Consider the following 25,564-nt stretch of genomic DNA (forward strand, 5'->3'; position numbering starts at 1 on the left):
CGATACAAACGCAAACACCGCCTCGGTGGTCAGACCGGGACGTTGATTGAGTTATGACGGAAGTGGTTGCGGAGGCTCCCGGCTGGGTCGAACGGCGCAGGATCTGGATAATCTGAAATAATCGATCGGCACGGCGCATTACAAACTCCTTGCTGCCAATATGCTGACACCACGCTGTCAGTAGGCTTCAGATACAACAGCCCTATGCCGAATTGTGGCTGGCCCGCCGAAGGAGAACATCATGAATTTCGTCTCGATCCGCATCATCACTGCCGACATCAAGCGCTTGGCGCGCTTCTACGAGCAGATGACCGGCATCTCGGTGACGATGTACACCGAAGACTTCGGGGAGCTGAAAACGCCCGCCTGCACCTTGGCGATTGGCAGCACGCGCACGTTGCAGCTGTTCGGCGGCGACGTCGCCCGACCCGCTGACAATCACACCGCTATCATCGAGTTTCGCGTGGACGACGTGGATGCAGAGTATCGAAAGCTGGTCGACGAAATTGGCGACTCCCTGGTTCAGGAGCCGACAACGATGCCGTGGGGCAACCGCTCGCTCCTGTTCCGCGATCCGGACGGCAACCTGGTCAATTTCTTTACGCCGGTCAGCGCCGAGGCCATCAAGAAGTTCGACGAGTGAGCGCGTGATCCGTTCGCATGCTGGATGGCTGTAAATGAATAGATTGTGGCCTGCTACGGCTGGTCTCGGAAGGTCGTCTTCCAAGATCAACCGACCATGTGCTGCCGTGACAAAGCGCGCCGTGCTCGAAGGGCGTCTATTGACGTGTTGGCATGCGTGGAGCGGGATCCCAGCAACGTTGAAGGGGATTGGATCCTCTGAGTGAGCGCGGACCAGAGCTTCAGGCGCATATCGCATGTCTGTTATGGGGTCAATCTCGGAAGTGGTGAGCCATTCGCGGAGAGTCCGCTCTACCCCGATGAACGGACATCGTCAGACCGGGCCGACTGGTCCGTTTCGTGCCAACAGCGGAAGTCGGCTCACCACTGATAGCGGACGACGCCCTTGCCGGCAGAGCTTGGATTGTCAGGGAAACACGGACATCAATGCCAAATCGCTGACCGTGTTTCCGGGAGACAACGCGGCAGCATAGATCGCACCCAACATACACATTGCTAATCCGAAATAGCCGAAAATGAAGTGCAGATCTCTTCCACTGGAGCGAACTTCGTATGATTGTAGCGCTTCAAGGATTTTCATTGGTTTCCCTTTCATTTTTGAGAGCCATCATCGATTTCAACCGTCAAAGGTGGTGCAAGGCGTAGGACCATAGCGGCAGTGTGAGAAACGAAAGTGATATGCCAACTCCAACCATCAACGAGACCAGTGGCGGGTTCAGGCCGTGCTGGGCCGCGACGATTGCACCGCCGATCATCGGGCCCATCCCAGCTTCAAACAGGGTCACTCGGGTGATTTCTTCGCCGGTGCCCAACACGATGAAGTAAATGGAAGCGATCACGATGGGGGCCAGGAACAGCTTGAACCCCAGGCCCGTCGCAAGCGCGGTCTTGAGCCCGGTGGTTTGGTCAAACCTCAATTGGAAACCGACTGAAACGAGGGCTAATGGGGAAAGGGTGTCGCCTAAACGCTTGAGCGCGTCGGAGACCCAATCGGGGAACTCGAAGGGCATCAGAATGAATGCCGCGATCAGGGCAAGCAGAGGCGGGAATGTGAGGACCCGCTTGAAGACAGCGGTTTTGGATTCCGTACCCGCCGAATAAATGGCGGCGACCGTGATCCCCAACGTGCTGAGGACCAGGTAGCTACCCAGCTGATCGATGAGGATGCCGGTCGCCATATTGGAAGCGCCGAAAAAGGCCTCGATCATCGGCAGTCCGACAAAAGAGGTATTCGCGAGCCCGCCGGCCAGCATCAGCGCCCCGGTGGTTTCGCGCGAGAATTTCAAACGCGAGGAAAGCGTCCAGAAAAAGCCGACACCGAGCGCGAACATCAACCACGGCATCGCGATGCTGAATAGCAGTTGCGTTTGGAGGGCAACGTGGTGGATCTGCAGGACGATGAGGGCAGGCAGGGAGATGTTGATGATGAACGCGTTGAGCGCAACATGTGCGTTTTCCGGCAGCCGTCGCGTGGTGCGAAGACCCATGCCGAGAAGGAGGCAGACGAACAGCAGATTGATATTATTCATTGAACGTGCCCCAAGCCGCTGGCGGTAACGTTAAATCGCCGAAATCGAGCGCCAAGCCGGCGCCTGCCATTATTTGATCGTCTCAGTAGAAAATCGGGCCAGACGATCCGAGCCAACTGAAGATCACCGCCACGGCGGCAAGTAGCAGGCTGATCCCACAAAAGATTGCGGCACCGTCATCAACGGATTCAGCAGTCTCGGTGGGAAATCGGGTGTAAAATCGCTCGACTACGCTCATTTACGTTCTCCCATTCGATCCTATGTCCACGCTCAGAAGCGCGCGTGAAGACCATCCAAACCGGTTTCAAGTTGGCTGTTCATCGACGTGCTCGCAAACGGATTTGTCAGGGTAGGTGATGGCGCTCACGCCGAGATTGCAGACCAGAATGCCGACGTTGGTGATCGCGATGCTCCGCCCATCAAGGAAAATGATGTTTGTTGCTCCTGGTTTCAGCGGCTGCAGGATCACCGAGCGATCGTCGCGCACAAGGACATCGACAACGTCGGGATCGCCGATCAACATGGTATTGAATGGCCTCTCGAGCAGCAGCGCCGACGTGGCACCGACTTTCAGAATGATCGTCCGATCCGCGGCGAGGGTTAGGGACGCCGCCGTTGCGAACACAGCCAATGCGAGAGCGAATACGAGCGCGCGTGGCATTGCGGCAATCAATGCGCGCCTGCAATATTTGTGGCTACTACTCATGGTACCGGACCATTTATCGGTTTGACGAACGGACTATCTGAGCCGAAGCGGGACAAACGGCCCTCAGCTCGCTGCAACAATCACCGATCTGTTCGTGACTGTCGTGAAGGTTTCCGCCGGCAGGCCGAGATTGTTGGCAAGCACGTGGTGAGGCGCCTTCGCGATCCAGTCGGACAGCGAGCTTTCCGCATACGTACCGCTGTCCAGGACGCCGACCATTTCGCTTTCTTCCGCGCTGATGTTCTGCACGGAATGACCGCACCCGCGCGGAATATAGGCGCAGTCGCCCGGCGAGAGCTCAGCCACAGCCATTCGCTTGTCGGGTGCAAACAAGGTGACCCGTGTCCGCCCCTTGGCAACGTAGTGCCATTCGTTGGCGTTCGGATGCCAATGGGGTGAGTGTATTGCTCCGGCTTTCAATCTTGTGACAACCCCGGTGATTGTCGTTGCGATCGGATATTCCTTGGCTGATGCAACATGGATGGCGCCCCCAGGTGAGCTGACACGCGGCTTCTGCGCCATGAGGGGGAAGCGATGCGTCCGCTTTCCATCCAGCACGCGAACAGTGCGCGCTTCCGCGCTATCGCGGCCGATCACGTCGCCCTGCCGGATGTAGACCTCGGCGGCCGGAATCTTGGCGACGTAGTCTTTGGGCAGACCCAGTGCCTGCGTAAGCATCCCCGCATCGAACCGGCTCATCCAGTCGCTGAGGCCGAATGTTCCGTGCTCCCCATACAAGCCGTCATCGAAAGCAAGGATGGCGTGGCAAGGCTCGGGTCCAAGCGTCTGAATCGAATGGGCATGTCCCTTGGGAAAGTACCAGAGATCGCCGGGAGCATAGTTGGCCACCTCGGTTTCGCCTTCGGGATCGACGACGGTCACCTGGCAATGGCCGCTCAAGACGTAGGCCCATTCCGCGGAATTGTGCCAATGCATCTCGCGGATCCCGCCGGCGCTGAGGAACAGATGCGCGCCTGCGATGCCGGTGGCGATCGGCAGTCCTTTGGTGGTGATGTCGCGGGCCCAGCCGCCGGAAGTCGACTTGATCGGCGATTTGTCGAGCGAGGCCGTAAATGTGACGGGATCGCCGGTGCGCCGCGGAATCAGCGGTACATAGTCCGAGGCGGGAGCGACGTCATATCCTGCAGCGTGGCCGTCATTGCCGGCGGCGAGTGACTGTGTCGCGGCAAGGCCACCGGCGGCGACAGCAAGGCCGCCAAGGAATACTCGACGATTTGTGTCGGTCATGATGCTTCCTCACTTTTTTTGGTACTGACCGCCGATCGTGGTAGTCAGCGGACGCGCGCCCTACCGAAAGAACGACTTTATGATGATGGCGGATCGTACGCAGGCGCGCGTCACCCGATCAGGGGATACTCGACCGGAGTCAATGAAAGTATCGGTTGATAAGCGGATTATGGAAATAGTCAGTAATCAGCATGATGTGTGCCAGTTGTTGTAAACAAGGTGGTTTTGATTGTCCCCTCAACTGTGTACGGACCAGATGAGGCATCGCCGAGATAAGGCGCAATGCCGTTCGCGGGAATGCGTGGGGATACGTCGCAGCAATTGCTGTTTGGGGCTACCCGTGTGTCGGCGGTGTGGAAGCCATGAACAACCTGGCCAACTCGGCTTGTCTTTTTGTCCCCGTCTTTTCGAAGGCACGATGAAGGTGTGTTTTTACTGTTTCCTTGCTTAGGCCGAGAAGTTCTGCTGCTTCTGGTACGCCCAATCCAGGCAACACCGCGAGCACAACGCGCAATTCACCACCCGTTAGTCCGTGTAGCCGTGCAAAAGCCTCCCCCGGTATTTGCGGAACGGACATCGGGTTCTGCGAGAACACCGCCCATTGTGCTGACCAAGGCGCCATCAGGCTCGAACGGTGGCCGTCGCCGATCGGCAGTATGGTCGCAATCAAACCTTCGCCATCGTTGGCCGGCATCGCGATCGAATGCATATTCTCAACTGATTTGCGGTCCCAATCGGTTTTTGGCGAAAGAGCCTTCATAAAATTTGCATTCGCAGAGCTATCAGTTGGGGAAAACCGGTCGTTGACGATGCGCAGCGCGTTTCCGGTCCTAACCTGTCGCTCGCCCGCGCGGTTGGCGTGCATGACGCGTGCCTGGCTGTCGAGAAGAAACACTCCAGTAGACAACGCGTCGAGTGCGGCCTCCAAATTTTCAGATTTGAGCGTGCGCAGGTCCAAAGCGTGCGAAATCTTGATCGTGCGACAGACATGGGGTGAGAGCAGCTGGAAAGCCTGGTTATCCGCGCCGGAAAATTGGGATGCCTCGCCCATTCTCGCGGCAGTAAACCAGACGGCCCGGCTTCCCGAGCGAAGCCCCATCAACCCCATCAGATCAACGAAACCTGATGGTTGAATGAATTCCTTGTAGAACCGGCTCTCAAACCATTCGTCACGACTAAAGAGATCGTCGGGGGTGTAGACTTCGCCAATCGGGCGAAGCCATGAGGCCGTGAATAGCGGGTTGATGGTCGCGTATTGCCCGCAATATTTCATCATCCACTCAGCGCGGCCACCATGTTGAAACACCCGTCCGGGCTGGTTCCGCTCGACGTCATGCGCCAGCACAAAGGCGAACGGTGCCTGGCACAATTCTCCGACTTGGCTAAGCGCTTGTGGCCAACGTTCTGGCTCCAGTGCGCAATCGTAAATAACGCCGATCGTGTCCGACAGCTGCTGCAGATTCATCGGGCATCTCCTGCCGGAAGCCCCGAGCCTACCGGTTCCGTCCGCCAATGTCATTCAAATCTAGGGTCCATAGAAACGGTGGCCGTCCGTTCAATCGATGTCGCATTTGGGTCAAAAGGCGAAATACTCGCTGCGAGCAGATGTCTTCCGCTTTGGCCCCAACAACGGACATCGCTCAATAGGGTCGGCATGTCCGTTTTGTGCTGCCAAAAGGCGACATTGCCCACAACATGGAGACTCTGTTTAGGCTATTCGCTCGCCATCGACGTTAGCGATGCCAGCGGCACGTCGAACGCGTACACAAAGCCGCTGGGCTCATACGTCAATCGCACATCGCCCTTGAGTTGCCTGCCGAGCGTTTCGATCAGCCGCGTCCCAAAACTGCGCTTCTCCGAAGCCTGAACCGCGGGGCCGTTCCTCTCAGTCCATTTCAGATGCAGACGCTGCGTCTTCGGGTCAAGCATCCATGCGATGTCGACGCGGCCCGCAGGCACCGACAATGCGCCGAACTTCGTGGTGTTGGTGCAGAGTTCGTTGAGGGTCATCGCAATCGCGATTACGGCTCCCGACGTCATCCGAACATCAGGTCCCGCAATCGTGAATTTCGGCACATCGGGATTGTCGAAAGCTTCGGTGGCGCCGCGAACGATCTTCGCGAGATCCGCGCTGTTCCATTGTGCTTCCAAAAGGAGGTCTTGAGCCCGCCCCAGCGCCAGGAGCCGGCCCTCGATGGCATGCTGCGCATGTTCGGCGCCCGCCACGCTGCGCAGGCTCTGAGAGGCAATGGCGCCAACCGTCGCGAGGGTGTTCTTGATGCGATGGTGCAGTTCTTCGAGGATCAACTTCTGAAGCTTGTCCGCCGCCTCGCGCTCCCTGGCCTCGATGCCAGCTTGAGCGAGCAAGCCCTGGGCATCGATTTCGGCCTGCGCCAACAGAAGCCGAAGGCTGACGTTCTCCGCCTCCAGAAACTCCTGGGCAAGTGCCGCGCCGTTCGATGGACGCTGATCTTGCTGACGATCGATTTTGGGCATCGCTTGTTCCGCCGGATGGTCCTCAAAGGTCGGGCCAACTAGCAGTGTCTTCAGGAAGAAGCCTCCGTCAGTTTGACGAAAACCCGCTTGAGTTCACGGTCATCTTCATCGGTGACGACGACGGCGAAACCCCGATATTGATCACCATCTTGTGCAAGTTCAGCAGCGATTTTGGCTGCGTGGGCGGCTGCATCTTGCGACGAGTCGAAGCGTAGGCCGTTGTCATCCCGGTATTCACGGTCGCCACCCACGACATGAAAAAAATAGCGGCTCATCTCACATCCCGAGCGGTGGGCTTGTCTTTCCATTGGCGCATCATGTTGGCGGGCTATTCGGGGGGTCGCAGGTGTTCCAGTAACTTGCTGATGTCGCGCGAGCGCCAAGGATCCTCGCCTTCACAATCGATGCACTGATATTTGCGGCCCCGCATACCCTTTACGAGCGCGAGCCTCATGGGCTTGTGGCATTTCAGGCAAATCGGGCGTGTTGTGGCATTCATGGCACAGATGGACCGGACATTTTCGGCAACGATGTTCGGTAGCGTACTCGTCAGAAACCAAGCTGTAAAGAAGTAAGTCATTGATATCATTATATCTTTTACTAATTTTTGGATTTTGTAGTATTCAAACGAACTTCGGTTGACTGAGTGAATTGAGTATTTTTACTAATTTCGCGTTAGACGCTGAAAAAACTCTTCTTGGAGGACGCCATGAACGATCTCCGTGGTGAGCGATTGCAGATCATGCTTTCGCCGGAAGAACTATCCGTGATTGACGACTTCAGATTTCAGCATCGTATGCCAACCCGAGCCGCCGCCGTTCGCGAGTTGCTTAAACTGGGCCTCGCGGCGAATGCGACCGCCGGTAACGGCATGAAATCCAGCAACTACGGGGTGTTTAGTCGAGGACCTACCGGTCATCTGGATGGCGACGCTACCGGCGAATAGCCCGTACCAGCGAAGGGTTCGCACTGATTGGGCTTGCGCCCAGCTGTTGCATGTCATGTCGATGTCCGCGTTGGGTGTGCGCACGCTCACGACGCTGCCAACCTTCGTCGATTTGTAGGATTACGCATTTCGCCGAGCGCGACGGTGAGAGCGGGGTGCCCCGGCGCGCTTGCGGCGGCTGGAGCCGACAACTGAGACGGACCCGGCGAGGGTAACCGGGCCCCCACATTTACCGCAACAGCGCCTCCCTCATGGCCGCTCGGTAAATGTTGGCTATAAAAACGGCATCTTGGGAAAAATGTTCCCAGGCCGCCGACCCCGAAGTGGGCCTTAGAGCTTCTCTACGACGACTTTTCCTCTTACAATATAAATCGTGCGTTCGCCGTCCGACACCTCCCAGGCAAGGTAGGTGTTCTTTTCGCGGCTGACCGATTTCCTGAGAGCCAAAGGCGTGCAGCGAACGGCGTGGGCGCATGCTTCGTTTTCGTTGCGAAGCGAAGTGCCTCGACGGTCCGGCACCTTTTGCCCATTTAAGTGCTTATGGAAATAGAATCTGGGCATCTGGAACTCTCCCGAGTTCGACTGCTGCCTTTACGCGGAGCGCGAGTTTTCGTTCCAAACAAATTGTATACAAGGAACTTGATAATGGGGCGGGACCCGCAAGACCGGTCTAATGCATCCGGCCGATAACACTTAGCCTCTGCCCAGAAGCCAACATTCGCCAGCGGTGATTTGGTCTCTCGATGTCGCCTATGGGTGTCATGTGTGGACGGCTCCGGATTGGCAAGGACTTTCTTCACGTTTTGCAGCATTGGTCGGTGCAGCCATGTGTCCGGCCTTTTGACGCGGTTCACATGACCGCTGGCCATAATGCCCTCCGCGGATCAGGTCCCGATCAAACTCGCGCATTTGACAATGCCTCGACCCAAGTGGGTTGTCCTGATCGCCGGATCGACCGGCTCTGCATTACGTGCTGTTCGCCCTCCCAACCTTCACATCACGCCGGTTGTCCGGCGCGATCTCGTTTACGCCGCAAGCGCGACGGGTTCCTTGTATCGCTCGCCCCTGGCCATCATGGCCCAGACCATTCGCGCGAGCTTGTTGGCAAGCGCAATAGCCGCAACCTTGGTCGGCCGTCGCGCCAGCAACGCCGTGAGCCAGGGGCGATGTTTGGTGCCATGGATCTTGGCGTAACGGATGACGGCGAGCGCGCCGGCCACGAACAGGCCGCGCAGATAGCGGTCACCTTGTTTGCTTATATTGCCGAGCCGGTTCTTGCCTCCACTCGAGTGCTGCTTCGGCACGATACCGATCCAGGCCGAGAAGTTGCGTCCTGATCGGAAGGACTTTGGATCAGCCACGGTGGCGACCACAGCAGTGGCCAGCACCGGACCGACGCCAGGAGCTTCATCGAGCCTCATGCTCATCTCGTCGGATCGGTGCCAGGCCCTGATCAGTCGGTCGAACTCCAGTACCTGCTCCTGGATCCTGCGCAATTGAGCCCCGAATGCCGAGAGACACGCACGAGCCATCTCCGGAACTCGCTTGTCGTTTGGATCAGCCACGACATTGAGCAGCTCCTCGACACCGTGGCGCCCAACCGACGCAACGATCCCGAACTCGGCAAGATGGGCCCGAATGGCATTGATCACCGCGGTCTGCTGACGGATGAACAGATGGCGCGTGCGGTGTAGCACCAGGCCGCTCTGCTGCTCCAGAGTCTTGGTTGGCACGAACCGCATGTTGGCCCTGGTGACCGCCTCGCAAATCGCCTCCGCGTCAGCCGCATCATTCTTCTGTCGCTTGACGTAAGGCTTCACATAGGCCGGCGGTATCAACCGTACCTTGTGACCCAGCGCTTGCAGTTCGCGCGACCAATGGTGCGCCGAAGCGCAGGCCTCAATGCCGACCAAGCACGGCGGCAACTTCTGAAAGAACGCCAGGACAGAGCGCCGTTTCAACTGACGGCGGATGACTACCTGGCCGGCGCCATCATGCCCATGAACCTGGAACACCGACTTGGCGATGTCGAGACCGATTGTCGTAACCGTTTGCATGGATAGCTCCTCCGAATCGTGGGACCCTCAACTACTCCCACAGCCGTGGCACTCTCGTGCCGGCGGAGGAGCCGGGCGCGATGCCCTCCGATCAATTCGCAGCCGCTAATCACATGGGCGCAGGGTCTTGAGCCGGAGGCCCATTAGCCTTCGCTCTCGGCATGTACAGTGTCATGCACGTGATTAGGATCGGCGAGGTTTTATCCAACCAAGGAGAACCTAAATGCCAGTCCTCAAGTCACTCTCGTTCACCGCTCTCCCCAAGGCCGCGAACGATCCGGTCCAGCTGCGTCGAGTCAAGTTCATCGCAAAACTGGAAGAGCAGAAGCTGCTCCTGAAAGATTCCAACCACGTCCGGACCGTGCAGCGATGGACCAAGATCAACGGGGAACGGCAGGCCACCAATAAGCAATATGCCGTCCGGCCCTGGTGGAAGACGGACCCGTCCGGTCAGGTCGTAATGTCCATCAAGTTCGGGGCCAAGCCCATCGAGTTCGAGAAGGGCAAGGCCGGCATCGTCGTCCCGTCCAAGGAAAAGCTGCCGGCCGTGATCGATACCCTGATCGCGGCCGTCCGGGCCGGGGAGCTGGACGACCTGTTCACCCAGGCTGCCAAGACCGGATCGATCGGCAAGGCCCGCAAGGCTGCTTGATAATCAGAGCCGGGCGATGAGCGATCATCGCCCGGTTGCCGTATTAGAGTCAGGTCCCAATCATTGAAGTTAGTAGTAACGGCTGATCGATGTCCGCTTTGCCGCGCATAACGGACTCAAATCAGACGCCGCGCCATGTCCGTTTTGTGCCACAAGCAGACATCAGTTCAATTTTGACGGTGAGGACTCTAGGACATTGCAAGCCTGTCGCGTAAAGCTTGACTGAGGCGGCTGTGCCGGACGCCATTTAGTTCGTGCGGTGCGGAGGCTTCTTCTTTCGATGCTGTGTCGGCTGCGTTGCCTTTGGAGGCTGCGGAGGTTGCGGCCAGTAGGCACAGCCGAAGCTACAGCCACAGCCGGCACCGCATCCGGCGGCCAGCCTTAGTTTTTGGAAGAGCGGTGGTGGTCCAGCATTTTCCTTGTCGAAGACATAGAACGTCGCCAAACTGACGTCGGAGATTTCCTCCTCACCAAGAAAGATTTCGTGCTTCTGCGAGGGCGGTGATGTATTCGCCGACGCTTCGCTAGTTGAGGCGCACGCACCGCTTGCCATCGAGAGAGACATGCCGGCAAACCCTAAGGCGGGTAAGGCTTTGCTCCGACGCTTGCCTATGGAAGAGCGCTTCGGCATGGCACAATTCTCCCACGTGCTTGGGCATACTGAACTAAACTGGCGTGATGAAATCCGACCGAGCTAGTTCCAGTAAAGACCAATGATGGCGGTGGAGGCTATGCCGACCCCGGCGGCGGTCAAGCCTTTGGCCAAGCGGGAAGCCGACTTCAGCGACGATAGATGACGGCCTTGATCCGATCTAGCTAAGTAGCCCCGCCCCGACCGAGTGTCCGGTTCGGGTCAAAAACGGTCCTGACGCCCTTGAAATAGGATTTCTGTTTTACCCCCTAGAGCAGACATCGGTCAGGCTACGCTGCCGATTGCGATGTCATCGTCTGCTACGGTGGAGCGAAGCTGACCGACAGGCACCTCGCCTCGATGGAGCTGGAAAACATGACAGCATTTTCTTGTGCTCAGGAAATTCCTTCATCGTCTTTGGTGACAATAAATCATTTGTCATAGGTTATTTTGCCGATAGCAAGCTGACGCGAGACGGTCAGCAACCGCGACAAATGTCGAGCGTGCCGTCAACTGCCGCGTTCTCCTGATTGAACTCCCGATCCATCAGGCTTTGCTGCGAGGGCACTTGATCGGCGCGCGGCTGGCGACCACCTCCCCCCAGTGCCTCCCCCAGCGCTTGCCGTTCTCCAGTCATCGGCGGAGGTTCGGCCGGAATTCGGGAACCACCCGGCTGTGTCGGGACCGCTAGGTGGGGCAGCAGCGGCGAGGCTATCCTGGAAACGTTATGCCCGCTGGGATCGACCGTAGAATTGTTTATTCCACCAACGTTGCCAGGGCCGCGCGGAATACCACTGATCGGCACATTTCCCGTTCCCGGCGAACCTGCGAGGCGCCCAAATCCCCCGAGGGGCGCAAATCCCCCGAGGTGCCCAAATCCCCCGTGTCCTCCTCCCCCTCGCGCAAATGAGGCGGCAGGAGGGGTCAAGACTATGGACAATGCAACAGCGATTTTCATTGCTCTGTTAGACATTAGGAAGCTCCTGATTCACCAGAGCGGCGAACCCGTGAAGCGGATGTAGGTTCGCAATCCGCCGACACCATTAAATTGAATTTCAGAGTTCGGTGCCCCCGGCGCTATGCACGAATGCACGAGGTTAAGGGTCAGGGACCAGACCACGAAAGTGCTTGCCATCTACGTCGTGGAAAAGAGGAGTGCGACGCGAGCCGGTGCTGAGGGGTTCGACCACCCCAGCCCTTTGGCACCGGCACTTTTCGGAAGGCGAGGCGATGCATGCCTGATGCTACGCGGAGCCCGCGATGACCGATCCATGATCGGCTTCCATGTCTGCTCCTGAGCGCAGAACGGACCTAAGTCAGACATCGCACCATGTCCGAGATGTGCCAAATGCGGAAGTCAGCGCTTGCTAGCAAAAAGCAGCCGCTGCGCGGAATTGATCGCGTGATAGTCCCAATCCACTTCTCGCTTTGTTGCCGGTAAATACTGTCTCCGGTCTGCGTATTCGTAATACAACGTTCCGTGGATGCCCTGCGTATCCCGCTTTAGGATGGGACGTTCCCATATCGGCCCCAAGATGCGGCCGGCCTCCTCTTGCCCACAGCGCTCGATAAAGTCCTCGACGAACTCCATATCTTGGCCATCCGCAGGAAAGATAGCAGCAAATTCATCTTCAGTCGCTTGAAACACACTGAAGGTTGCGTTGAGTGCGCCATCGATGATCTGTATGTTCTTCAACGCTCGACTCCTTGCTCATCCGCGAGCGAAAATCCTCTCGCATCGATCTGGAATGTCCGCAAGGGGTCAAAAGCGACGGTTTGGCGATGTCAGCGTTACTTCCGCTTTGCCGCTGAAAGCCGACATTCATCGTAAGGGTGGCACGTCTCAAACGTGTCAATACCCGACTCATGCGCCGCAGCACAGGACCTGCAAGGGCCGGCCACTATTGCCAAGCTTGTGAATATCGCCTTACTGAATAGCGAAGCAGTAGAAGAGTTCATCCCCGCCGGTGCCGCGGAGGTCGCTCTGGTTGCAACCGCCCGAGTGCACTCCGAGAGCTGGCTGGCCACTTTCTCGTATGCGCACCCTAGAAGGTGGCCATTGAGAGACGGGATTACCTGCGAACCCCGGAGCTGAACGGTGCGGTGCCGATTGTAGGCGCGCTAGGAGTGGGCGCGCTACTCACGCGAGGCCCGGTGTTGCTCCAGGTGGGGACTGCATTTGTCGTGCCTACCGACGGCCAATAATACGATCCCACTGACGGAGCGGTGACCGCTCCAATGGAGACTCCGGATTGTCCATAAGTTGTTCCGGATTGCGCCAGGACGGCCGTGCTCGAGAGAGCAAATGCGGTTGCCAGTGCTATTGTCGTAAGTCTCATGGTCGGTCCTTTCTCATCATCTTCAAAATAGATAGGCACAACCAAACCGTCTGCGATTACGCTTGTTTCAATTTAGCGCGAGCGGCGGGCGGAGCTACCGAGGTCGTCGGTGGAACAGACACGTCAGGCCTTACGCAACATCGAGACCATCCTCAAAGCTGCCGCAAGTTCACTCGACCGCGTAGTGAAGGTAGCCGTACTACTCGTGCGGCCGCAACTAGGCGCTCGGTCAGTCCTTCCGCATTCGACAACGCGACGAGATGGCCGCCGAAAATTTCCTCCGCCTCCTTTCCGAGCCTTTCGCGCGCGACACGCCGTTGAAATTCGATCGGGAAAAAGCGGTCATCTTTTCCCGCAAGAACATGAATGGGGATGTCTGGCCAGCGCTCGAAGCGACAGGGCTCGCCGAAAACGGTCTCGGCTTCCTCGCGTGGTTGTTCGGGGCCGGCGCGCAGTACATCCCGCGGCACGTCGTGTAGAAAGTACGTTCCCACATCGAATTGCGTCGCATAGCCGCGGCGCGCCGCAGCTTGTTCCCGCGCGTCGACCGCTCCTGTTGCGCCCCACCATGCACCAGCGGTCTCGCCGGGCTTCGGGATCATCGCGTTTACGAACACGACCATCCGAACGGACGCCCGCGCGCAAACAAGGGGCACCGTGAAGCCCGCCAGCGACTGAGCGACGAGAACAACGTCGCTTCGCTCCGCGAACGCGCGGATGACGATGTCCGCATACGCTGCGAGACCGGCTTGGCTGTCGTCGCCCGGTAGATCGACCGCGATGGGTTCGTGCCCCGCCGCGCGAATAAGCGGGACCGCGCGGTGCCAATACCAAGCCATGCCGCCTGCCCCGGGAACAAGGACGAATGATGCCATGTGAATTCTCCTCCGTTGCTGCCGGATTAGGCTCTCAGCGTGCTTGGCCTGCTTGATCCGAATTGATCTTGCTGTGACGTTGGCTCGTTGCCAAATCTTGGGGCTTGGGCCGATTGTCGGCTTAGGGTCAATCGCGACAGGTGCTTTGGCGCCAAGCCCAATACGACGTCCGCTTTAGCCCGGCACAAGGTTTATTTCAGTTCTGAATAGCGATCGGCTGGAAGTGGGTAGGGTCGCCATCACCATCGACAGCAGGGAGAATCAACTGGTGGTGAATAAGCCGGTAGGCGACAACGCCCGCAAGGGGGCGATGAAGAAAGCGAGAGAAGGCTTAGAGGCTACCAATTGAGCCGCCCAATAAAAAGAGCCCCCGCGGTGCAGAGCATCCCCCCGGGGCTCAATGTCAGCAAGCCTTAAGTGCCGGAGAGGCTGAAGGTATGGCACTTCGGCAAATGACGGAGCCATTGGTATAGGGACATTCCCCGCGCGGCTTGCTATGGGTCAACTTCGGCGACCTGATTAATAGCCGCCAACTTACTTCGCTGGTTGTGATTTTTTCCGTTCCTTGAAGACGTCCAATTTTACCCTGAAGCGGCCAATCTCCTTGAGTAGCTCATGCCGCTTTTGTCCTGGCGGGAGCTTTCGGGCGTCCTCCAACAGCTTCGCCAGCATTTTTTCTGAGTCATCCATCTGGCGAAATGGGGGTTACCGCGCACCATCGCCGAAAGTGCCTTTTGCGACAAGGCGTCCGTCTTTCACCTCGTAAGAATCCGTGATGTCGCCCGATCGCTCTACGGCGCGCTCCAGCCACCTAATCGTTTCATCGATCCAGTATTCTTGGCGCTCGGGGTCAGTCCGCGCGTTTTCACGACACACTGAGGCTTGAGCTATACACGCTGCTTTGCGGTCCATGGCTCACCCTGACTTGGTTGCGGAGTCTGGTGATGTCAGCCACTTTTCGAGACGCGCCGTGTCCTTAACTTTTCTGTTCGACCCTTAGGTCGCGTGGGCAAACATATCTCAGTCCTCAAAAGCTTGTCTGTTCGGTCGCCGACAGAAAACGAGACCAGGACACCGCCAGATTTGCCGATCGCCGGGGCCGCGACCGGTCGCCCGTGCAGCGGCGATTGCGCCTACCAAGTTTGACTGGCCGTGCGCGCGGCTCTGCCGATGTCCGCTTTGCTGCGCATTACGGACTCAACTCAGACATCGCGCCATGCCCGAAAAGCCAACTGCGGACATTCCAAGAAGCCGTGGTCGTTGCGTTCCGGCCAGACGCTGCTTGCCATGTCCACTGGCTCCCAACTCTCGGACATATCGCGGCACCGCAATAACTGACGCTATGTGCCATAACCTGACATCAGCCCGTCCACGCTCTCATTCCCGGTAATTAAATTAGCGCGTATAACATGCTCGTCCGTTAGATTTTTCGTTCGATTCGCTGTGGCTCTGAAGTCCGCCATCGCAATCGGCAAGTAATTTTGAACCATTTAAAATTCGGTGGACCCATGGAAAAGCCAAGTGCTAAAGACGTCCGCTCCCGCGGGTGGATAACGAGCCTGCTTATTGCGGTTCTATTGTTATCGCTGCCGCTGGCGGTGTGGCTCGATTTGACCAATCTCGCGGAGGCCGCCCTGCGACGCCAGGCATCGGACCTGAATTCCGTGATCACGAGCGTTCGGGGATATTACGCCACTAACGTCGTCGGGCGCGTTCTGGCCAATCCAGGCTCGGTTCAGGTCGTTCATAACTATGAAGCGATTCCGGGGGCCATTCCGATTCCGGCCACGCTGTCACTGGAACTGGGCAAAGTGATCGGCGCACAACAGGAAAACATCAACTACCGTTTCGTTTCCGACTTTCCATTCAAGAACCGCACGCCGCATCAGCTTGATGAGTTTGAGAAGAGCGCGCTAGAAAGTCTGCGCAACAATCCAAACCAAAAGATTGTCGACACCTCCACCTCGATATTCAGTGACAGCGTCCGTCTTGTTGCTCCTGTTGTCATGGGGCCGGCCTGTGTGAGCTGTCACAATGCTCACCCGGAAAGTCCGAAAAGAGATTGGAAGGTCGGCGATGTTCGCGGCATACAGGAAGTCGTTATTACACAGCCGATTGCCGCGAATTTGTTCTCCTTCAAGTATCTGTTGGCGTATTTTGTGCTGGCTGCGGTTAGCGGCATATCGTTCTTGGGCATGCAGCGGCGTCAGGCGATTCGCATCCAAGGGATGAACCAGGAACTTGAGTCCGCCAACGACTTCCTGGCGACCCTGTCCATGAAGATTTCGCGCTACATTTCACCACAGGTCTATAAGAGCATCTTTAGCGGTCAGAAAGATGTCACAATCCATACCGAGCGAAAGAAGCTCACGATTTTCTTTTCTGACATCCAGAACTTTACCGCGACGACAGAGCGGTTACAGCCGGAACTGATCACTCAATTGCTCAACGAATATTTCACGGAAATGTCCGCGATCGCTCACGAGCATGGCGGCACGATCGACAAATTCATCGGCGATGCAATGCTGATTTTCTTCGGCGATCCGGAAACGAAGGGTGACCGTGCCGACGCTCAAGCGTGCTTGCGCATGGCGTGGCGCATGCAACGTCGGCTTGTCGAGCTGAACGCAAAGTGGAGGGCTCAAGGAATCGAGCAGCCGTTCAAAGCACGCATCGGAATTAATTCCGGGTACTGCAATGTCGGCAACTTCGGCAGCGCTGACCGCATGGATTACACGATCATCGGCGCTGAAGCCAACCTCGCTGCGCGTCTACAATCTATCGCAGAGCCCGGCGGCATTGTCATCAGCTACGAGACCTTTGCGCTTGTGAGCGATGTAATTACCTCACATGCACTGCCGCCGATTACAATGAAGGGTATCAGCCGCGAGGTAATTCCTTATTCAGTCGACAGTATGATAGATACGTCGGCTGATAGAGGTGACGTCGTGATGGAACGTATGCCTGGCTTGGACTTCTATCTCGATCCATCGATTGTGAAGTCGGCAGATACGGAACGGATACGGTCGGTGTTGTTAGGGGCCTTATCATCTCTCGACAAACATCAAGTAAAGCCGGCAGTCTGAGGCACCCCGATGTTCCCTCGGACCGAAATTAGTTCCGGTATTCGACCACTAGACCCTCGAGCCGTCTCGTACATCACTGATGGCCTATGTGGGTCGACAGCGCCGTTTTGACCTTCGGCCGGTCACTTCCGGTCTATCCCGACGAACGGACATTCTCAGAGTCCGTAGGCATGTCTCAAAAGTGCCATGAACGGAAGTGGCGGATACAAGTCACGCAAAGAAAAAGCCGCCCGAAGGCGGCTCCATATTCGCGATCTGAATTTTAATCAGGTTGCGAGTGCGGCGCTCTTCCGGCGATAAGCCATGAATCCAAGGCCAGCGAAGCCGAGGATCATCATTGCCCACGTGGAGGGTTCGGGAACGGCGGCGACCTGCCAAGTACCTGGTGGGTTGTTAATAAGCAGAAGAATGGAAGGCGACCCTGCCATTACAGCGGTTGAGTAGTCTTGGTTGCCGCAACCGGATACGCATTGTGAGTAATCATTTTGTGTGTACATGAAGGTGTTGGAGGCGGCGTCATTGAGCCAGACAAACCAATTGATTACCTGTCCAGTACTGTTCAGCGTCAAAAATTCGCTAGCAGCTGTTGATACGCCCGGCATAGTAGTTGAGAGAGTTGTTACCTGGGCATTCGTGCTAGTGAGCGTGCTCAGAGAAAGAGAGGTTATGTCGGTAGAATAGAAGTAAGTACCCGCCATACATGAATCGGTACAATTCAAATCAACCGACGCTGTTAGGTGATCGCCGGTGCCATAAGTTTGATCTGAATTGCCGGTGTAAAGGTACGTAGTGGCTGAGGCTTGTGTCGCCGAACCAACGGCAGCCCCCAACAGCAGAACGGACAAAATATACAAACCAAACTTTTTCATGAAGCCCCCGATCACAAACGGACGGATGCAGCCTGACAAAGCCGCTCGCCGTTGCATTTGTTGAATATAATTTTGCCTACCGCTGGCGCAGGTGTTGTCCATTGAAGTAGCGGCTCATTCGGTAGTCGGCCGCTTTGCGACAACACGCGAGCGCGTCATAATTCCGCGCCCATTTGTGCAGCCTGCACAACTTTACGATGAGCCGCAAGGGCCAAGCTAAGATTATTGTACAAATAACTCATATTGGCGCATTTAATCACACCAAAACAAAAAGCCGCCCGGAGGCGGCCTTTCCAATCTTCTGGCTGGTCAGGGATTATGCGGTCATCATCAATGGTTTCGATTTCCGACGATAGGCCAAGAAGCCGATACCAACGAAGCCGAGAAGCATCATTGCCCAAGTAGATGGTTCGGGCACTCCCGTAACCTCGTCGACGAATGCATCGGCGATCACCAAATGCGCGGCCGCTGTCGGGTGAATGCCGTCCCAATACGCATAAGTGTTGCAATTCGCGCCAGCGACAGCCCCGCAGGCATCCGTCACGTTGGTAAATCCATAGGCGGAAGGATCGAGCGCAATCGACGTGCCCAGACCGAATATGTCGAAGGTCGATACGTCGGTTTTGCCAGCCAATAGTGCGGCAAGATCGGCGTTCATATCCTCCGCGAGCAACGTCCCTAGAGCGGCCCCGCCTCCCGCCACGACCGCTGGTGCAAGACCGAGATTGGGCGTGTCCCAGACAACAATGTGCTGGGCTCCCGCTAGGTTGAGTTCGTTGACTATGGTGAGGATGTTGGTAGCGAACGAAGCGGCGGTCGCCGCGATGGTCGCCGGAGCGGAGGACGGATTTGCCGCGATTGCTGAGAGTGCCGCCCGCGCATCGTTGCCGCCGCCCGCGACGACATAGAGTGCACTGGATGAGGCCGTGTTGCTGGTCGAAGTTAGATACTGGCTGGCCTGCACGAGCAGATTAGGGATCGGACCCGGTCCTCCGGTCGTCGCGCCGCCAAAGGCGAAGTTGGTGCCACCCGCCAGCGAGGGCGTGAGCGGCACACCGAGCGCAGACGCGGCGTCCGACGCCCAGACGGGTCCGTTGCTGAAGGTCCCACTTGAGGTCGCGGTGGCATAGGGTGCGCCGGGGACGTACGTGTTGCCCGTGATGGTCTGCGCCTGCGAGCCCCCCAGAAGTATGGCATCGTTGCCACTGTCCGAGAGGCTGTCGCCGAAGACGACCATTGAGGTGTACGGGATGGCGGCGGCCGGAAAACTCGCGAGCGCCATTGTCACTAGGCTAAATGCGGGTAGCACCTTGCTAAAATAGGCGTATTTCATGGACGTCCCCCCTATGTTTTTCGTTTAATTTCTTAATACAGCATAAAGCATTCCCCATTTCCAGCGTAAACGCTCGAAATTTCATCAGCGACTTCCGCGAGATTGCTTCATTGATTTTGACCATCCGACCTCAAAACAAATTAACTACAGCCCGACGCGTGGCGCATGTCCGAGATGGGTCAAACTCGGACCTCGGGGCGGATCTGAGCTAGGTCCGCTTCTCCCCCAACAACAGACATGAGGCGACTGCTTCGGCATGTCCGTTCGGTGCCAGCCGAAGTTCACGCCTCCGCGCGGCAGGCGGGGTTTTTCGTTTGAGGAGTCGGCTTTACGTTTGCTTGAGACGAATGGTGTAGAACGCCGAGATGGACGAGAGGCGTCAACAACCGCGTACAGAGATTGACGAACCGGCGTATATTTCAATCGGCGGATCGAGCACGAGCTGTCGCGTGCTAAACATCTCTGCTGAAGGGGCCGCGATCGAAGTTCCGAGCCCCTCCTATGTTCCAGATCGGTTTCAGTTGATGATCAAAAGGGATCGTGTGATCCGGAACTGCCGGGTCGCTTGGATAAGTGCAAACAGGATCGGTGTCGCATTCGAGTGAATGCAGCGCCTTCGCTATTTTTCGGCCGCCAAATCCGATGGGTTAGGCTGCGAGACCCTGCATCCCAACGACCGTGACAATCCAACGTGTGGGGCTGCTGGACCTATCTTCCATCACCGACCGGACCATCCCCGTGATAGTGGATCCCATTAACGTCAACGTCGCTTTTTCGCCTCGGTACTGGGCGTATCGGCAGCGTCTCGCTTCTTTTGGATCGGTCGTTTCGATTGTTTGCATGCTTGTCACCAATGGTCGCGGCACGCGAAAGCAGCTCCGGGACAGTCCGCGAGATATCAGCGAACCATTAAGCAAAAATTGCCCATGTGCTGCAAACCGTCAGCATTTTTACTTAGGTTTCATTTGTCGCATGCAGCGTCTACGAACAATACTTCATCGAACCAAAGGGCGATGCTCATGCGAGCTCTCGGTGCAACAGCGATAGCGACCCTCGTTCTCTACGTCGCGGATCAGTTGCTCTGGGCCGGGCGCTGCTCCGATGTCGTTGTCGACGCGCTAAAGCAGGTTGGCTTGGCTGTCGGGATTCACGCTTAGAGATTCCGCTGGCAAGGCGACCTCCTCTGAGCGCACGCTTGCCTAGCTAAGGCTGAAGCGGTGACTGCCGTACCGCAATGAATTCCCGCCGTCGCATGTGTCCCTCCCGACCACGCCCGTGGGACCGACAGCCTAACACTTTGTTGTGGGGCAGTGCGCGGCATTTGAGAGAGGGCTTTGTTTCAAACCATACTGGCGATCGCCCGAGCCACTCGGACGATTGATTATATTTGATCTCTTCTATCATCAGTCCTGACAAGCGGCTGATCCGATTGAGTTTGCTCGTCGCCAGAAATTTTCGTTGACTAGAACTGATGATGATTCGTCAGTCTCCAACATTTTCAACATCAGTAAGCAGAGCGAGGGGCTATCCTCGTATTGACCGAAGCTGACCGGGGATTGTGCCGCTTTACAAATCCTCGCGACTCGCTGCAGTTGTACGCCGCAGAGCAACAACTGGCGATTCCAAATGACGTTCAAAGTTCAAGTCGCAAGCATCGACCTGATGGGCGGCATGGCCAATGTGGTCGCCTTCGATCAACCGACGACCCCGACGCCGGGTCCTGCAGCATCTTTCAACCTTCAATTCCCCTTCACGCCTTCGGGCGGCGCGGATCATGAGAAGGAAAAGGTGATTGCGGCTGCAAAGGTCGTTCTGCAGCGGATTCTGACCGAAATTTGATCTGAGAAACCCGGCTACCCAGCACGGAGAGCTGGGCCAGTATTTGGGGAGACGTTCCCCAACCAACCCTCGGAGACTTAGATGTGGGCACAAACTGCCTGTGAGGCCCTGCAGTCAGGCCACGTCCTTCAGCTTCGATACGATGGCTATACCCGCGACGTTGAGGTCCATGCCGTCGGGATCACCAAGGAGAACCACGCCATTATGCGCGTCTGGCAAGTCGCCGGCGGCAGCGTCAGCCACGAGCCGGTCGGTTGGAAGCTGTTGCGCTTGGACGAAGCCGCCGGCGCCTTTGTTACTAAGCTGAAATCTCTTGCCCCGCGTCCCGGTTACAAGCGCGGGGATAAGGTCATGAGCCGAATCGAATGCCAACTCTAGGCTTCCGCAGTCACATGGCCTTTTGGTGATGCAGGAGTGCTATTGGCTGCACGTCCGGACCAATGGCACCTCATCCTCCTTTGTTCGCTTCATTTGGGCTTCTTTGCCGGGGCGCCGCGCCCGGGCCTCAAGTTCCATGGTCGCTGGCGGCCTCTGCTCCGTCTTCGAGCTCGACGGCTTCGATCGTGCCGCCTCTCGCGACGACTTGCTGCTGGTAACGCAACGGATCACCATCAGCCGGAAAGACGATCCGTATGGCACTGTCCCGAAAAGCTACGGAAAAATAGCGCTTGGATTGATCGGGGTGTCCCGCGCGCTGTTCCATTTGAGCGATGACATCCTCCAAGTCCTGGGCGTCAAGTTTCTTCATTTGATCGATCGATTTTCGTATCCTCGGGCTCTCCCCGATCGACGCTACTAGAAGCGTATCGATGAGCGCCTTTAGTTGAGACGCGACCTTCGCGCGGATCTTGAAAAGGTCTTCCGAGGACGGACTTTGCAACATGTCCACGAGCTGCCGGATTTCCTCTTTTCCGCGATGGTACCGGGACTCTCTGCCAAGCAGCTCCTGTTGCTCCAGGGACTTTGCGCCCAGGCCCTTGGTTAGTTCGGTCCGACGCTGCTCCAGTTCGTTGAGCTTGCCGGTGACGAACTCCACAGGACCCCCCTGGTTGAGAACTGCATACGTCTTTTCCATCAAGCCGTTGACGCTCAGCAGTTCGCCCCTCAGAGCCGCGATGTCACGTTCGAGACTGTTGCGCTTTTCGGAATGAGATGTCGCGTTTATGACGCCTTCGATGTCCAATTCTTCCACGAAGGCGAGAAACGACGCTTCGAAGTCCTGGTAGCGCCACCGAGCGCTGGGGCAACCCCTTTGGCGTTTCGCGCCGTCACAGACGAGGTACTTGCCGCCCTTCGCTCCCACGCCCTTGTTTTCGTACAGGATCGGCGAGCGGCAATAGGCGCATTTCGCGATACCTGAAAAGAGGTTGGTGAAGGCCGTCCCCTTGCGGCCCGCACCGCTGCCCCTCCTCTGGGAGGTCGCGAACTGAGCTTGATAGAACAGCTCTTCGTCTACGACCGCGGGATAGTAGCCCGGGACCGATTCACCCTCGGCGACTCGTTTGCCTTCGACCCTAACGTGGGGTTGGAGCTCGCCGAGTACCGCTCGGTTGGCAAGTATCTTGGCGACGTAGGTTTGATGCCACCCGTTCGGGCCACCGAACGTCGGGACCTTGGTTTTGTTGAGACGGCTGGCGATCGAGTACATTCCCACGCCCGCGGCGGTGTCGCGGAAAATCTGCCGAACTACCTCGACCCTTTCAGGGATCTGCAGGTAGCGGCTTCGATCCGGCGAAAGCGCTAGCCAAGCCGGGCACCACTTCGTCATCGGTTTCCGGTCAGTCGCTTGGGTCCGCTTGTTCTTCCAGGCCGCGGCGATACGGCGGCTCTTCGTCAGGGACTCCTCGTGGGCGCGGCTCATAATCACCAACGACATGATCAGGTCGGCCAGATCAGTCATTCCCGCTCGATAGACCCGGCCGTCCATCAGCGTGACCAGGTTGATGCCCGCTTGGATTATGCTGAGGAAAAGGGATTGCGCTTTGAGCACCTCTTCGCGGCTCAGCCGGTCCAAGGACTCCACTATCAGGTAGGACCCGGGTTTGACCCGGTCCGACCTGACTGCTTCCAGGAACTGCCCGAGAGCACCCTCGCGGGCGTTCATTCCCTTGAAGGCGGATACCCCGATGTCTTCGAGTTCGGCGCCCTGGGCTAACTCCAGCCCATTCGCCTCGGCATAGGCTCTCGACGCCTCAAGCTGACGGCGACGACTGTCGCCCTTCAGTTGGTCGTCGGTCGACATCCGAAGGTAGGAATAGGCTTGGGTTTTCAAGGGGTAGCCGGGCCGCCAACTGGGAGGCCGGGCGGATACCACCGATCCGGTTAATTGTAAACTCTATTGCGATCGTCGGGCTGCCCGACAAGGCGGTCTCAGAGGCGCGCGAGCGGGTGCGTTCGGCGCTGATCGCCTCCGGGCTGGCGCTGCCGGCGCGCCGAATCACGGTCAATCTGGCGCCCGCCGACGTTCCGAAGGAGGGCAGCCATTATGATCTTCCGATCGCGCTCGGGCTGATGGCGGCGATCGGGGCGATACCGCCGGATGCGTTGAGTGGCTTCACGGTGCTCGGCGAACTCGGGCTCGACGGCTCGATCGCGCCCGTCGCGGGCGTGTTGCCGGCGGCGATCGGCGCCAATTCGCGCGACGAGGGCCTGATCTGCCCGGCGGCGTGCGGCGCGGAGGCGGCGTGGGCGAGCCCGGATATCCAGATCGTGGCGGCGAGTTCGCTGATCCAGATCGCCAACCACTTCAAGGGCACGCAGGTGCTGTCGCGGCCGCAGCCGAAGGTGCACGAGGCCGAGGCCAATCTGCTCGACCTGCGCGACATCAAAGGGCAGGAGAGTGCAAAACGCGCGCTCGAGATTGCCGCCGCCGGCGGGCATCATCTGCTGATGATCGGCTCGCCAGGCGCGGGAAAATCGATGCTGGCGGCGCGATTGCCCTCGATCCTGCCGCCGCTGTCGCCGTCGGAATTGCTGGAAGTGTCGATGATCGCGTCGGTCGCCGGCGAAATCCAGGGCGGCGCGCTGACGGCGCGGCGGCCGTTTCGAGCGCCGCATCATTCCGCCAGCATGGCGGCGCTGACCGGCGGCGGCATGCGCGCCAAGCCCGGCGAAATCTCGCTGGCGCATCAGGGCGTGCTGTTTCTCGACGAGCTGCCGGAGTTCGACCCGCGCGTGCTGGATTCGCTGCGCCAGCCGCTGGAGAACGGCGAGGTCGCGGTGTCCCGCGCCAATCACCGCGTCACGTACCCCGCGCGTTTCATGCTGGTGGCGGCGATGAATCCCTGCCGCTGCGGCCACGCCTATGAGCCCGGTTATGCCTGCAAGCGCGGACGGATCGACCGCTGCACATCCGATTATCAATCCCGCATCTCCGGCCCGCTGATGGACCGCATCGATTTGCGGATCGAAGTGCCGGCGGTGACCGCCGCCGATTTGATCCTGCCGCCGCCGACCGAAGGCTCGGCCGAAGTGGCCGCGCGCGTCGCCGCGGCGCGCGATATCCAGATGGCGCGTTACGCCGCGGCCGGATTGCCTGGTATCCGCACCAATGCGGAAGCGCCGGCATCGGTGCTGGAGACCATCGCGCAGCCGGATGCGCAGGGCACAAAACTGCTGCGCGACGCCGCCGAAACCATGCGGCTGTCGGCGCGCGGCTATCATCGCGTGCTGCGGGTTGCCCGCACGCTGGCCGATCTCGACGGCGCGGAGAAAATCGGCCGGCTGCATCTGGCCGAGGCGCTGTCGTATCGCGCGCTGGCCGAGGATCTCAGGCGCGCGGCGTGAACAGGGAATGCAACGCGATGCGATTTCTGGGTGCGGCAAGGTCAGCTGATTGGCTCAACTGATTTGCCCGTCAGGCAATTTCTCGAAAATCGTGTCCAGCCCCTTTTGAAAAAATATTCTGATTTTCCGAAGACGCGAATCAGTCTATCTCCTTCGCCGTCCCGTCCCGAAAGAGGGGCGCTCGCGCGATCGTCACGGACGCGGGGCGGGATGCGGTGGACGCGAATGCGCTGCAGACGACAGGCGCATGCGCGGACGGCGAAGTCGTGTGGTCCTGATGCCTCGACGCCGGCATCAAGTTTGCAAATCTTTGGCAAGCGACGGTGACAAGAAAGCCGATCACCGGGGAGATCACGTATAAGCCGTAAACCATTGCGTGCGGGAATGCCGGGTGATTCCGGTGGCTCGCTGTGAATACTCGTGTGCATACTTGTTACCCCAGCGCACACGAGGCTGCGGGTGCATCGGGCATCCGGCATTCCCCACGCCCTCTGTTTTCAGGGCGGATGTTTTTGGCAAACCTCGGACGC

The 25,564-nt window shown here is 58.0% G+C and carries 23 protein-coding genes and 1 pseudogene; 8 read left to right on the forward strand and 16 right to left on the reverse strand.

Going from position 1 to position 25,564, the window contains the following annotated elements; all coding sequences use genetic code 11:
- The first annotated feature begins 241 nt into the window (after positions 1-241).
- Positions 242-643: a VOC family protein gene (locus B5527_RS41095; RefSeq protein WP_079606584.1), complete on the forward strand. Its 402-nt coding sequence runs from the start codon at positions 242-244 to the stop codon at positions 641-643.
- Positions 644-1,048: 405 nt separating this feature from the next.
- Here the strand turns inward: B5527_RS41095 and B5527_RS45070 are convergent, their stop codons facing one another.
- From B5527_RS45070 to B5527_RS41125, 8 genes are all read right to left on the reverse strand, one after another.
- Positions 1,049-1,222: a hypothetical protein gene (locus B5527_RS45070; RefSeq protein WP_154072370.1), complete on the reverse strand. Its 174-nt coding sequence runs from the start codon at positions 1,220-1,222 to the stop codon at positions 1,049-1,051.
- Positions 1,223-1,265: 43 nt separating this feature from the next.
- Entirely contained in the window at positions 1,266-2,171 is a 906-nt protein-coding gene (locus B5527_RS41100) for an AEC family transporter (RefSeq protein ID WP_079602932.1), read from the reverse strand.
- Positions 2,172-2,253: 82 nt separating this feature from the next.
- A complete protein-coding gene (locus B5527_RS45075; RefSeq protein WP_154072369.1) occupies positions 2,254-2,409 on the reverse strand; it encodes a hypothetical protein in 156 nt (51 codons plus the stop codon).
- Between the two features lie 66 nt (positions 2,410-2,475).
- Complete coding sequence (locus B5527_RS41105) at positions 2,476-2,832, reverse strand: pilus assembly protein N-terminal domain-containing protein (RefSeq protein WP_172842601.1); 357 nt, start codon at positions 2,830-2,832, stop codon at positions 2,476-2,478.
- 108 nt (positions 2,833-2,940) lie between these two features.
- Positions 2,941-4,125 carry a cupin domain-containing protein gene (locus tag B5527_RS41110; protein WP_079602930.1) on the reverse strand — a complete coding sequence of 395 codons (1,185 nt, stop codon included), beginning with the start codon at positions 4,123-4,125 and terminating at the stop codon, positions 2,941-2,943.
- A gap of 334 nt (positions 4,126-4,459) precedes the next feature.
- Positions 4,460-5,590 (reverse strand): helix-turn-helix transcriptional regulator, encoded by a 1,131-nt coding sequence (locus tag B5527_RS41115; protein ID WP_172842600.1) that lies wholly within the window; start codon positions 5,588-5,590, stop codon positions 4,460-4,462.
- A gap of 248 nt (positions 5,591-5,838) precedes the next feature.
- The gene (locus B5527_RS41120; RefSeq protein ID WP_079606586.1) at positions 5,839-6,621 is read right to left on the reverse strand and encodes a sensor histidine kinase; all 783 of its coding nucleotides are present in this window, start codon (positions 6,619-6,621) and stop codon (positions 5,839-5,841) included.
- A 50-nt stretch (positions 6,622-6,671) separates the two neighbouring features.
- A complete protein-coding gene (locus B5527_RS41125; RefSeq protein ID WP_154072795.1) occupies positions 6,672-6,896 on the reverse strand; it encodes a DUF6894 family protein in 225 nt (74 codons plus the stop codon).
- 434 nt (positions 6,897-7,330) lie between these two features.
- Here B5527_RS41125 and B5527_RS41130 point away from each other — a divergent pair, with 434 nt between their 5' ends.
- Positions 7,331-7,567 (forward strand): hypothetical protein, encoded by a 237-nt coding sequence (locus B5527_RS41130; protein ID WP_079607892.1) that lies wholly within the window; start codon positions 7,331-7,333, stop codon positions 7,565-7,567.
- 330 nt (positions 7,568-7,897) lie between these two features.
- On the opposite strand, the gene B5527_RS45085 is transcribed toward B5527_RS41130, so the two are convergent.
- Both B5527_RS45085 and B5527_RS41135 read right to left on the reverse strand, forming a co-directional pair.
- Entirely contained in the window at positions 7,898-8,128 is a 231-nt protein-coding gene (locus B5527_RS45085) for a DUF6894 family protein (protein WP_154072796.1), read from the reverse strand.
- 464 nt (positions 8,129-8,592) lie between these two features.
- Positions 8,593-9,624, reverse strand: a complete 1,032-nt coding sequence (locus tag B5527_RS41135; RefSeq protein WP_079606588.1) for an IS110 family transposase — start codon at positions 9,622-9,624, stop codon at positions 8,593-8,595.
- A 223-nt stretch (positions 9,625-9,847) separates the two neighbouring features.
- Between B5527_RS41135 and B5527_RS41140 the strand changes: the two genes are divergently transcribed.
- A complete protein-coding gene (locus B5527_RS41140) occupies positions 9,848-10,276 on the forward strand; it encodes a DUF6641 family protein (RefSeq protein WP_079606589.1) in 429 nt (142 codons plus the stop codon).
- A gap of 247 nt (positions 10,277-10,523) precedes the next feature.
- Here the strand turns inward: B5527_RS41140 and B5527_RS45090 are convergent, their stop codons facing one another.
- The 3 genes from B5527_RS45090 to B5527_RS41160 form a co-directional block, all read right to left on the reverse strand.
- Positions 10,524-10,907 (reverse strand): hypothetical protein, encoded by a 384-nt coding sequence (locus B5527_RS45090; RefSeq protein ID WP_154072797.1) that lies wholly within the window; start codon positions 10,905-10,907, stop codon positions 10,524-10,526.
- A gap of 1,357 nt (positions 10,908-12,264) precedes the next feature.
- Positions 12,265-12,603 carry a hypothetical protein gene (locus B5527_RS41150; protein WP_079606591.1) on the reverse strand — a complete coding sequence of 113 codons (339 nt, stop codon included), beginning with the start codon at positions 12,601-12,603 and terminating at the stop codon, positions 12,265-12,267.
- A gap of 795 nt (positions 12,604-13,398) precedes the next feature.
- A complete protein-coding gene (locus B5527_RS41160) occupies positions 13,399-14,121 on the reverse strand; it encodes an alpha/beta hydrolase (protein WP_079606592.1) in 723 nt (240 codons plus the stop codon).
- Positions 14,122-15,629: 1,508 nt separating this feature from the next.
- On the opposite strand from B5527_RS41160, the gene B5527_RS41165 reads away from it, so the two are divergent.
- Positions 15,630-17,207, forward strand: a complete 1,578-nt coding sequence (locus B5527_RS41165) for an adenylate/guanylate cyclase domain-containing protein (protein WP_079606593.1) — start codon at positions 15,630-15,632, stop codon at positions 17,205-17,207.
- Between the two features lie 266 nt (positions 17,208-17,473).
- Here the strand turns inward: B5527_RS41165 and B5527_RS45885 are convergent, their stop codons facing one another.
- Together B5527_RS45885 and B5527_RS41175 are read right to left on the reverse strand one after the other, a co-directional pair.
- Positions 17,474-18,178, reverse strand: a complete 705-nt coding sequence (locus B5527_RS45885; protein WP_079606594.1) for a PEPxxWA-CTERM sorting domain-containing protein — start codon at positions 18,176-18,178, stop codon at positions 17,474-17,476.
- 214 nt (positions 18,179-18,392) lie between these two features.
- A complete protein-coding gene (locus tag B5527_RS41175) occupies positions 18,393-19,409 on the reverse strand; it encodes an SGNH/GDSL hydrolase family protein (RefSeq protein ID WP_079607893.1) in 1,017 nt (338 codons plus the stop codon).
- Between the two features lie 365 nt (positions 19,410-19,774).
- Between B5527_RS41175 and B5527_RS41180 the strand changes: the two genes are divergently transcribed.
- The 3 genes from B5527_RS41180 to B5527_RS41195 all read left to right on the forward strand — a co-directional run bounded on the left by B5527_RS41180 (position 19,775) and on the right by B5527_RS41195 (position 21,626).
- Positions 19,775-20,014: a PilZ domain-containing protein gene (locus B5527_RS41180; RefSeq protein WP_079606059.1), complete on the forward strand. Its 240-nt coding sequence runs from the start codon at positions 19,775-19,777 to the stop codon at positions 20,012-20,014.
- Positions 20,015-21,035: 1,021 nt separating this feature from the next.
- Positions 21,036-21,248 (forward strand): hypothetical protein, encoded by a 213-nt coding sequence (locus B5527_RS41190; protein WP_079606596.1) that lies wholly within the window; start codon positions 21,036-21,038, stop codon positions 21,246-21,248.
- An 81-nt stretch (positions 21,249-21,329) separates the two neighbouring features.
- Positions 21,330-21,626: a hypothetical protein gene (locus B5527_RS41195; protein WP_079606597.1), complete on the forward strand. Its 297-nt coding sequence runs from the start codon at positions 21,330-21,332 to the stop codon at positions 21,624-21,626.
- Positions 21,627-21,753: 127 nt separating this feature from the next.
- Here the strand turns inward: B5527_RS41195 and B5527_RS41200 are convergent, their stop codons facing one another.
- Positions 21,754-23,520, reverse strand: a complete 1,767-nt coding sequence (locus B5527_RS41200; protein WP_079606598.1) for a recombinase family protein — start codon at positions 23,518-23,520, stop codon at positions 21,754-21,756.
- Positions 23,521-23,582: 62 nt separating this feature from the next.
- On the opposite strand from B5527_RS41200, the pseudogene B5527_RS41205 reads away from it, so the two are divergent.
- A pseudogene (locus B5527_RS41205) lies at positions 23,583-25,034 on the forward strand (YifB family Mg chelatase-like AAA ATPase); the annotation flags it as partial.
- Positions 25,035-25,564 lie beyond the last annotated feature (530 nt).

Source organism: Bradyrhizobium erythrophlei (genome assembly GCF_900129425.1).
Taxonomy (GTDB): Bacteria; Pseudomonadota; Alphaproteobacteria; order Rhizobiales; family Xanthobacteraceae; genus Bradyrhizobium; species Bradyrhizobium erythrophlei_C.

Bases quoted from the DNA above. Each gene is read 5' to 3' on its own strand.
- B5527_RS41095 (WP_079606584.1), top strand. From the start codon at position 242: ATGAATTTCGTCTCGATCCGCATCATCACTGCCGACATCAAGCGCTTG.
- B5527_RS45070 (WP_154072370.1), bottom strand. From the start codon at position 1,222: ATGAAAATCCTTGAAGCGCTACAATCATACGAAGTTCGCTCCAGTGGA.
- B5527_RS41100 (WP_079602932.1), bottom strand. From the start codon at position 2,171: ATGAATAATATCAATCTGCTGTTCGTCTGCCTCCTTCTCGGCATGGGT.
- B5527_RS45075 (WP_154072369.1), bottom strand. From the start codon at position 2,409: ATGAGCGTAGTCGAGCGATTTTACACCCGATTTCCCACCGAGACTGCT.
- B5527_RS41105 (WP_172842601.1), bottom strand. From the start codon at position 2,832: ATGCCACGCGCGCTCGTATTCGCTCTCGCATTGGCTGTGTTCGCAACG.
- B5527_RS41110 (WP_079602930.1), bottom strand. From the start codon at position 4,125: ATGACCGACACAAATCGTCGAGTATTCCTTGGCGGCCTTGCTGTCGCC.
- B5527_RS41115 (WP_172842600.1), bottom strand. From the start codon at position 5,590: ATGAATCTGCAGCAGCTGTCGGACACGATCGGCGTTATTTACGATTGC.
- B5527_RS41120 (WP_079606586.1), bottom strand. From the start codon at position 6,621: ATGCCCAAAATCGATCGTCAGCAAGATCAGCGTCCATCGAACGGCGCG.
- B5527_RS41125 (WP_154072795.1), bottom strand. From the start codon at position 6,896: ATGAGCCGCTATTTTTTTCATGTCGTGGGTGGCGACCGTGAATACCGG.
- B5527_RS41130 (WP_079607892.1), top strand. From the start codon at position 7,331: ATGAACGATCTCCGTGGTGAGCGATTGCAGATCATGCTTTCGCCGGAA.
- B5527_RS45085 (WP_154072796.1), bottom strand. From the start codon at position 8,128: ATGCCCAGATTCTATTTCCATAAGCACTTAAATGGGCAAAAGGTGCCG.
- B5527_RS41135 (WP_079606588.1), bottom strand. From the start codon at position 9,624: ATGCAAACGGTTACGACAATCGGTCTCGACATCGCCAAGTCGGTGTTC.
- B5527_RS41140 (WP_079606589.1), top strand. From the start codon at position 9,848: ATGCCAGTCCTCAAGTCACTCTCGTTCACCGCTCTCCCCAAGGCCGCG.
- B5527_RS45090 (WP_154072797.1), bottom strand. From the start codon at position 10,907: ATGCCGAAGCGCTCTTCCATAGGCAAGCGTCGGAGCAAAGCCTTACCC.
- B5527_RS41160 (WP_079606592.1), bottom strand. From the start codon at position 14,121: ATGGCATCATTCGTCCTTGTTCCCGGGGCAGGCGGCATGGCTTGGTAT.
- B5527_RS41165 (WP_079606593.1), top strand. From the start codon at position 15,630: ATGGAAAAGCCAAGTGCTAAAGACGTCCGCTCCCGCGGGTGGATAACG.
- B5527_RS45885 (WP_079606594.1), bottom strand. From the start codon at position 18,178: ATGGACAACACCTGCGCCAGCGGTAGGCAAAATTATATTCAACAAATG.
- B5527_RS41175 (WP_079607893.1), bottom strand. From the start codon at position 19,409: ATGAAATACGCCTATTTTAGCAAGGTGCTACCCGCATTTAGCCTAGTG.
- B5527_RS41180 (WP_079606059.1), top strand. From the start codon at position 19,775: ATGGACGAGAGGCGTCAACAACCGCGTACAGAGATTGACGAACCGGCG.
- B5527_RS41190 (WP_079606596.1), top strand. From the start codon at position 21,036: ATGACGTTCAAAGTTCAAGTCGCAAGCATCGACCTGATGGGCGGCATG.
- B5527_RS41195 (WP_079606597.1), top strand. From the start codon at position 21,330: ATGTGGGCACAAACTGCCTGTGAGGCCCTGCAGTCAGGCCACGTCCTT.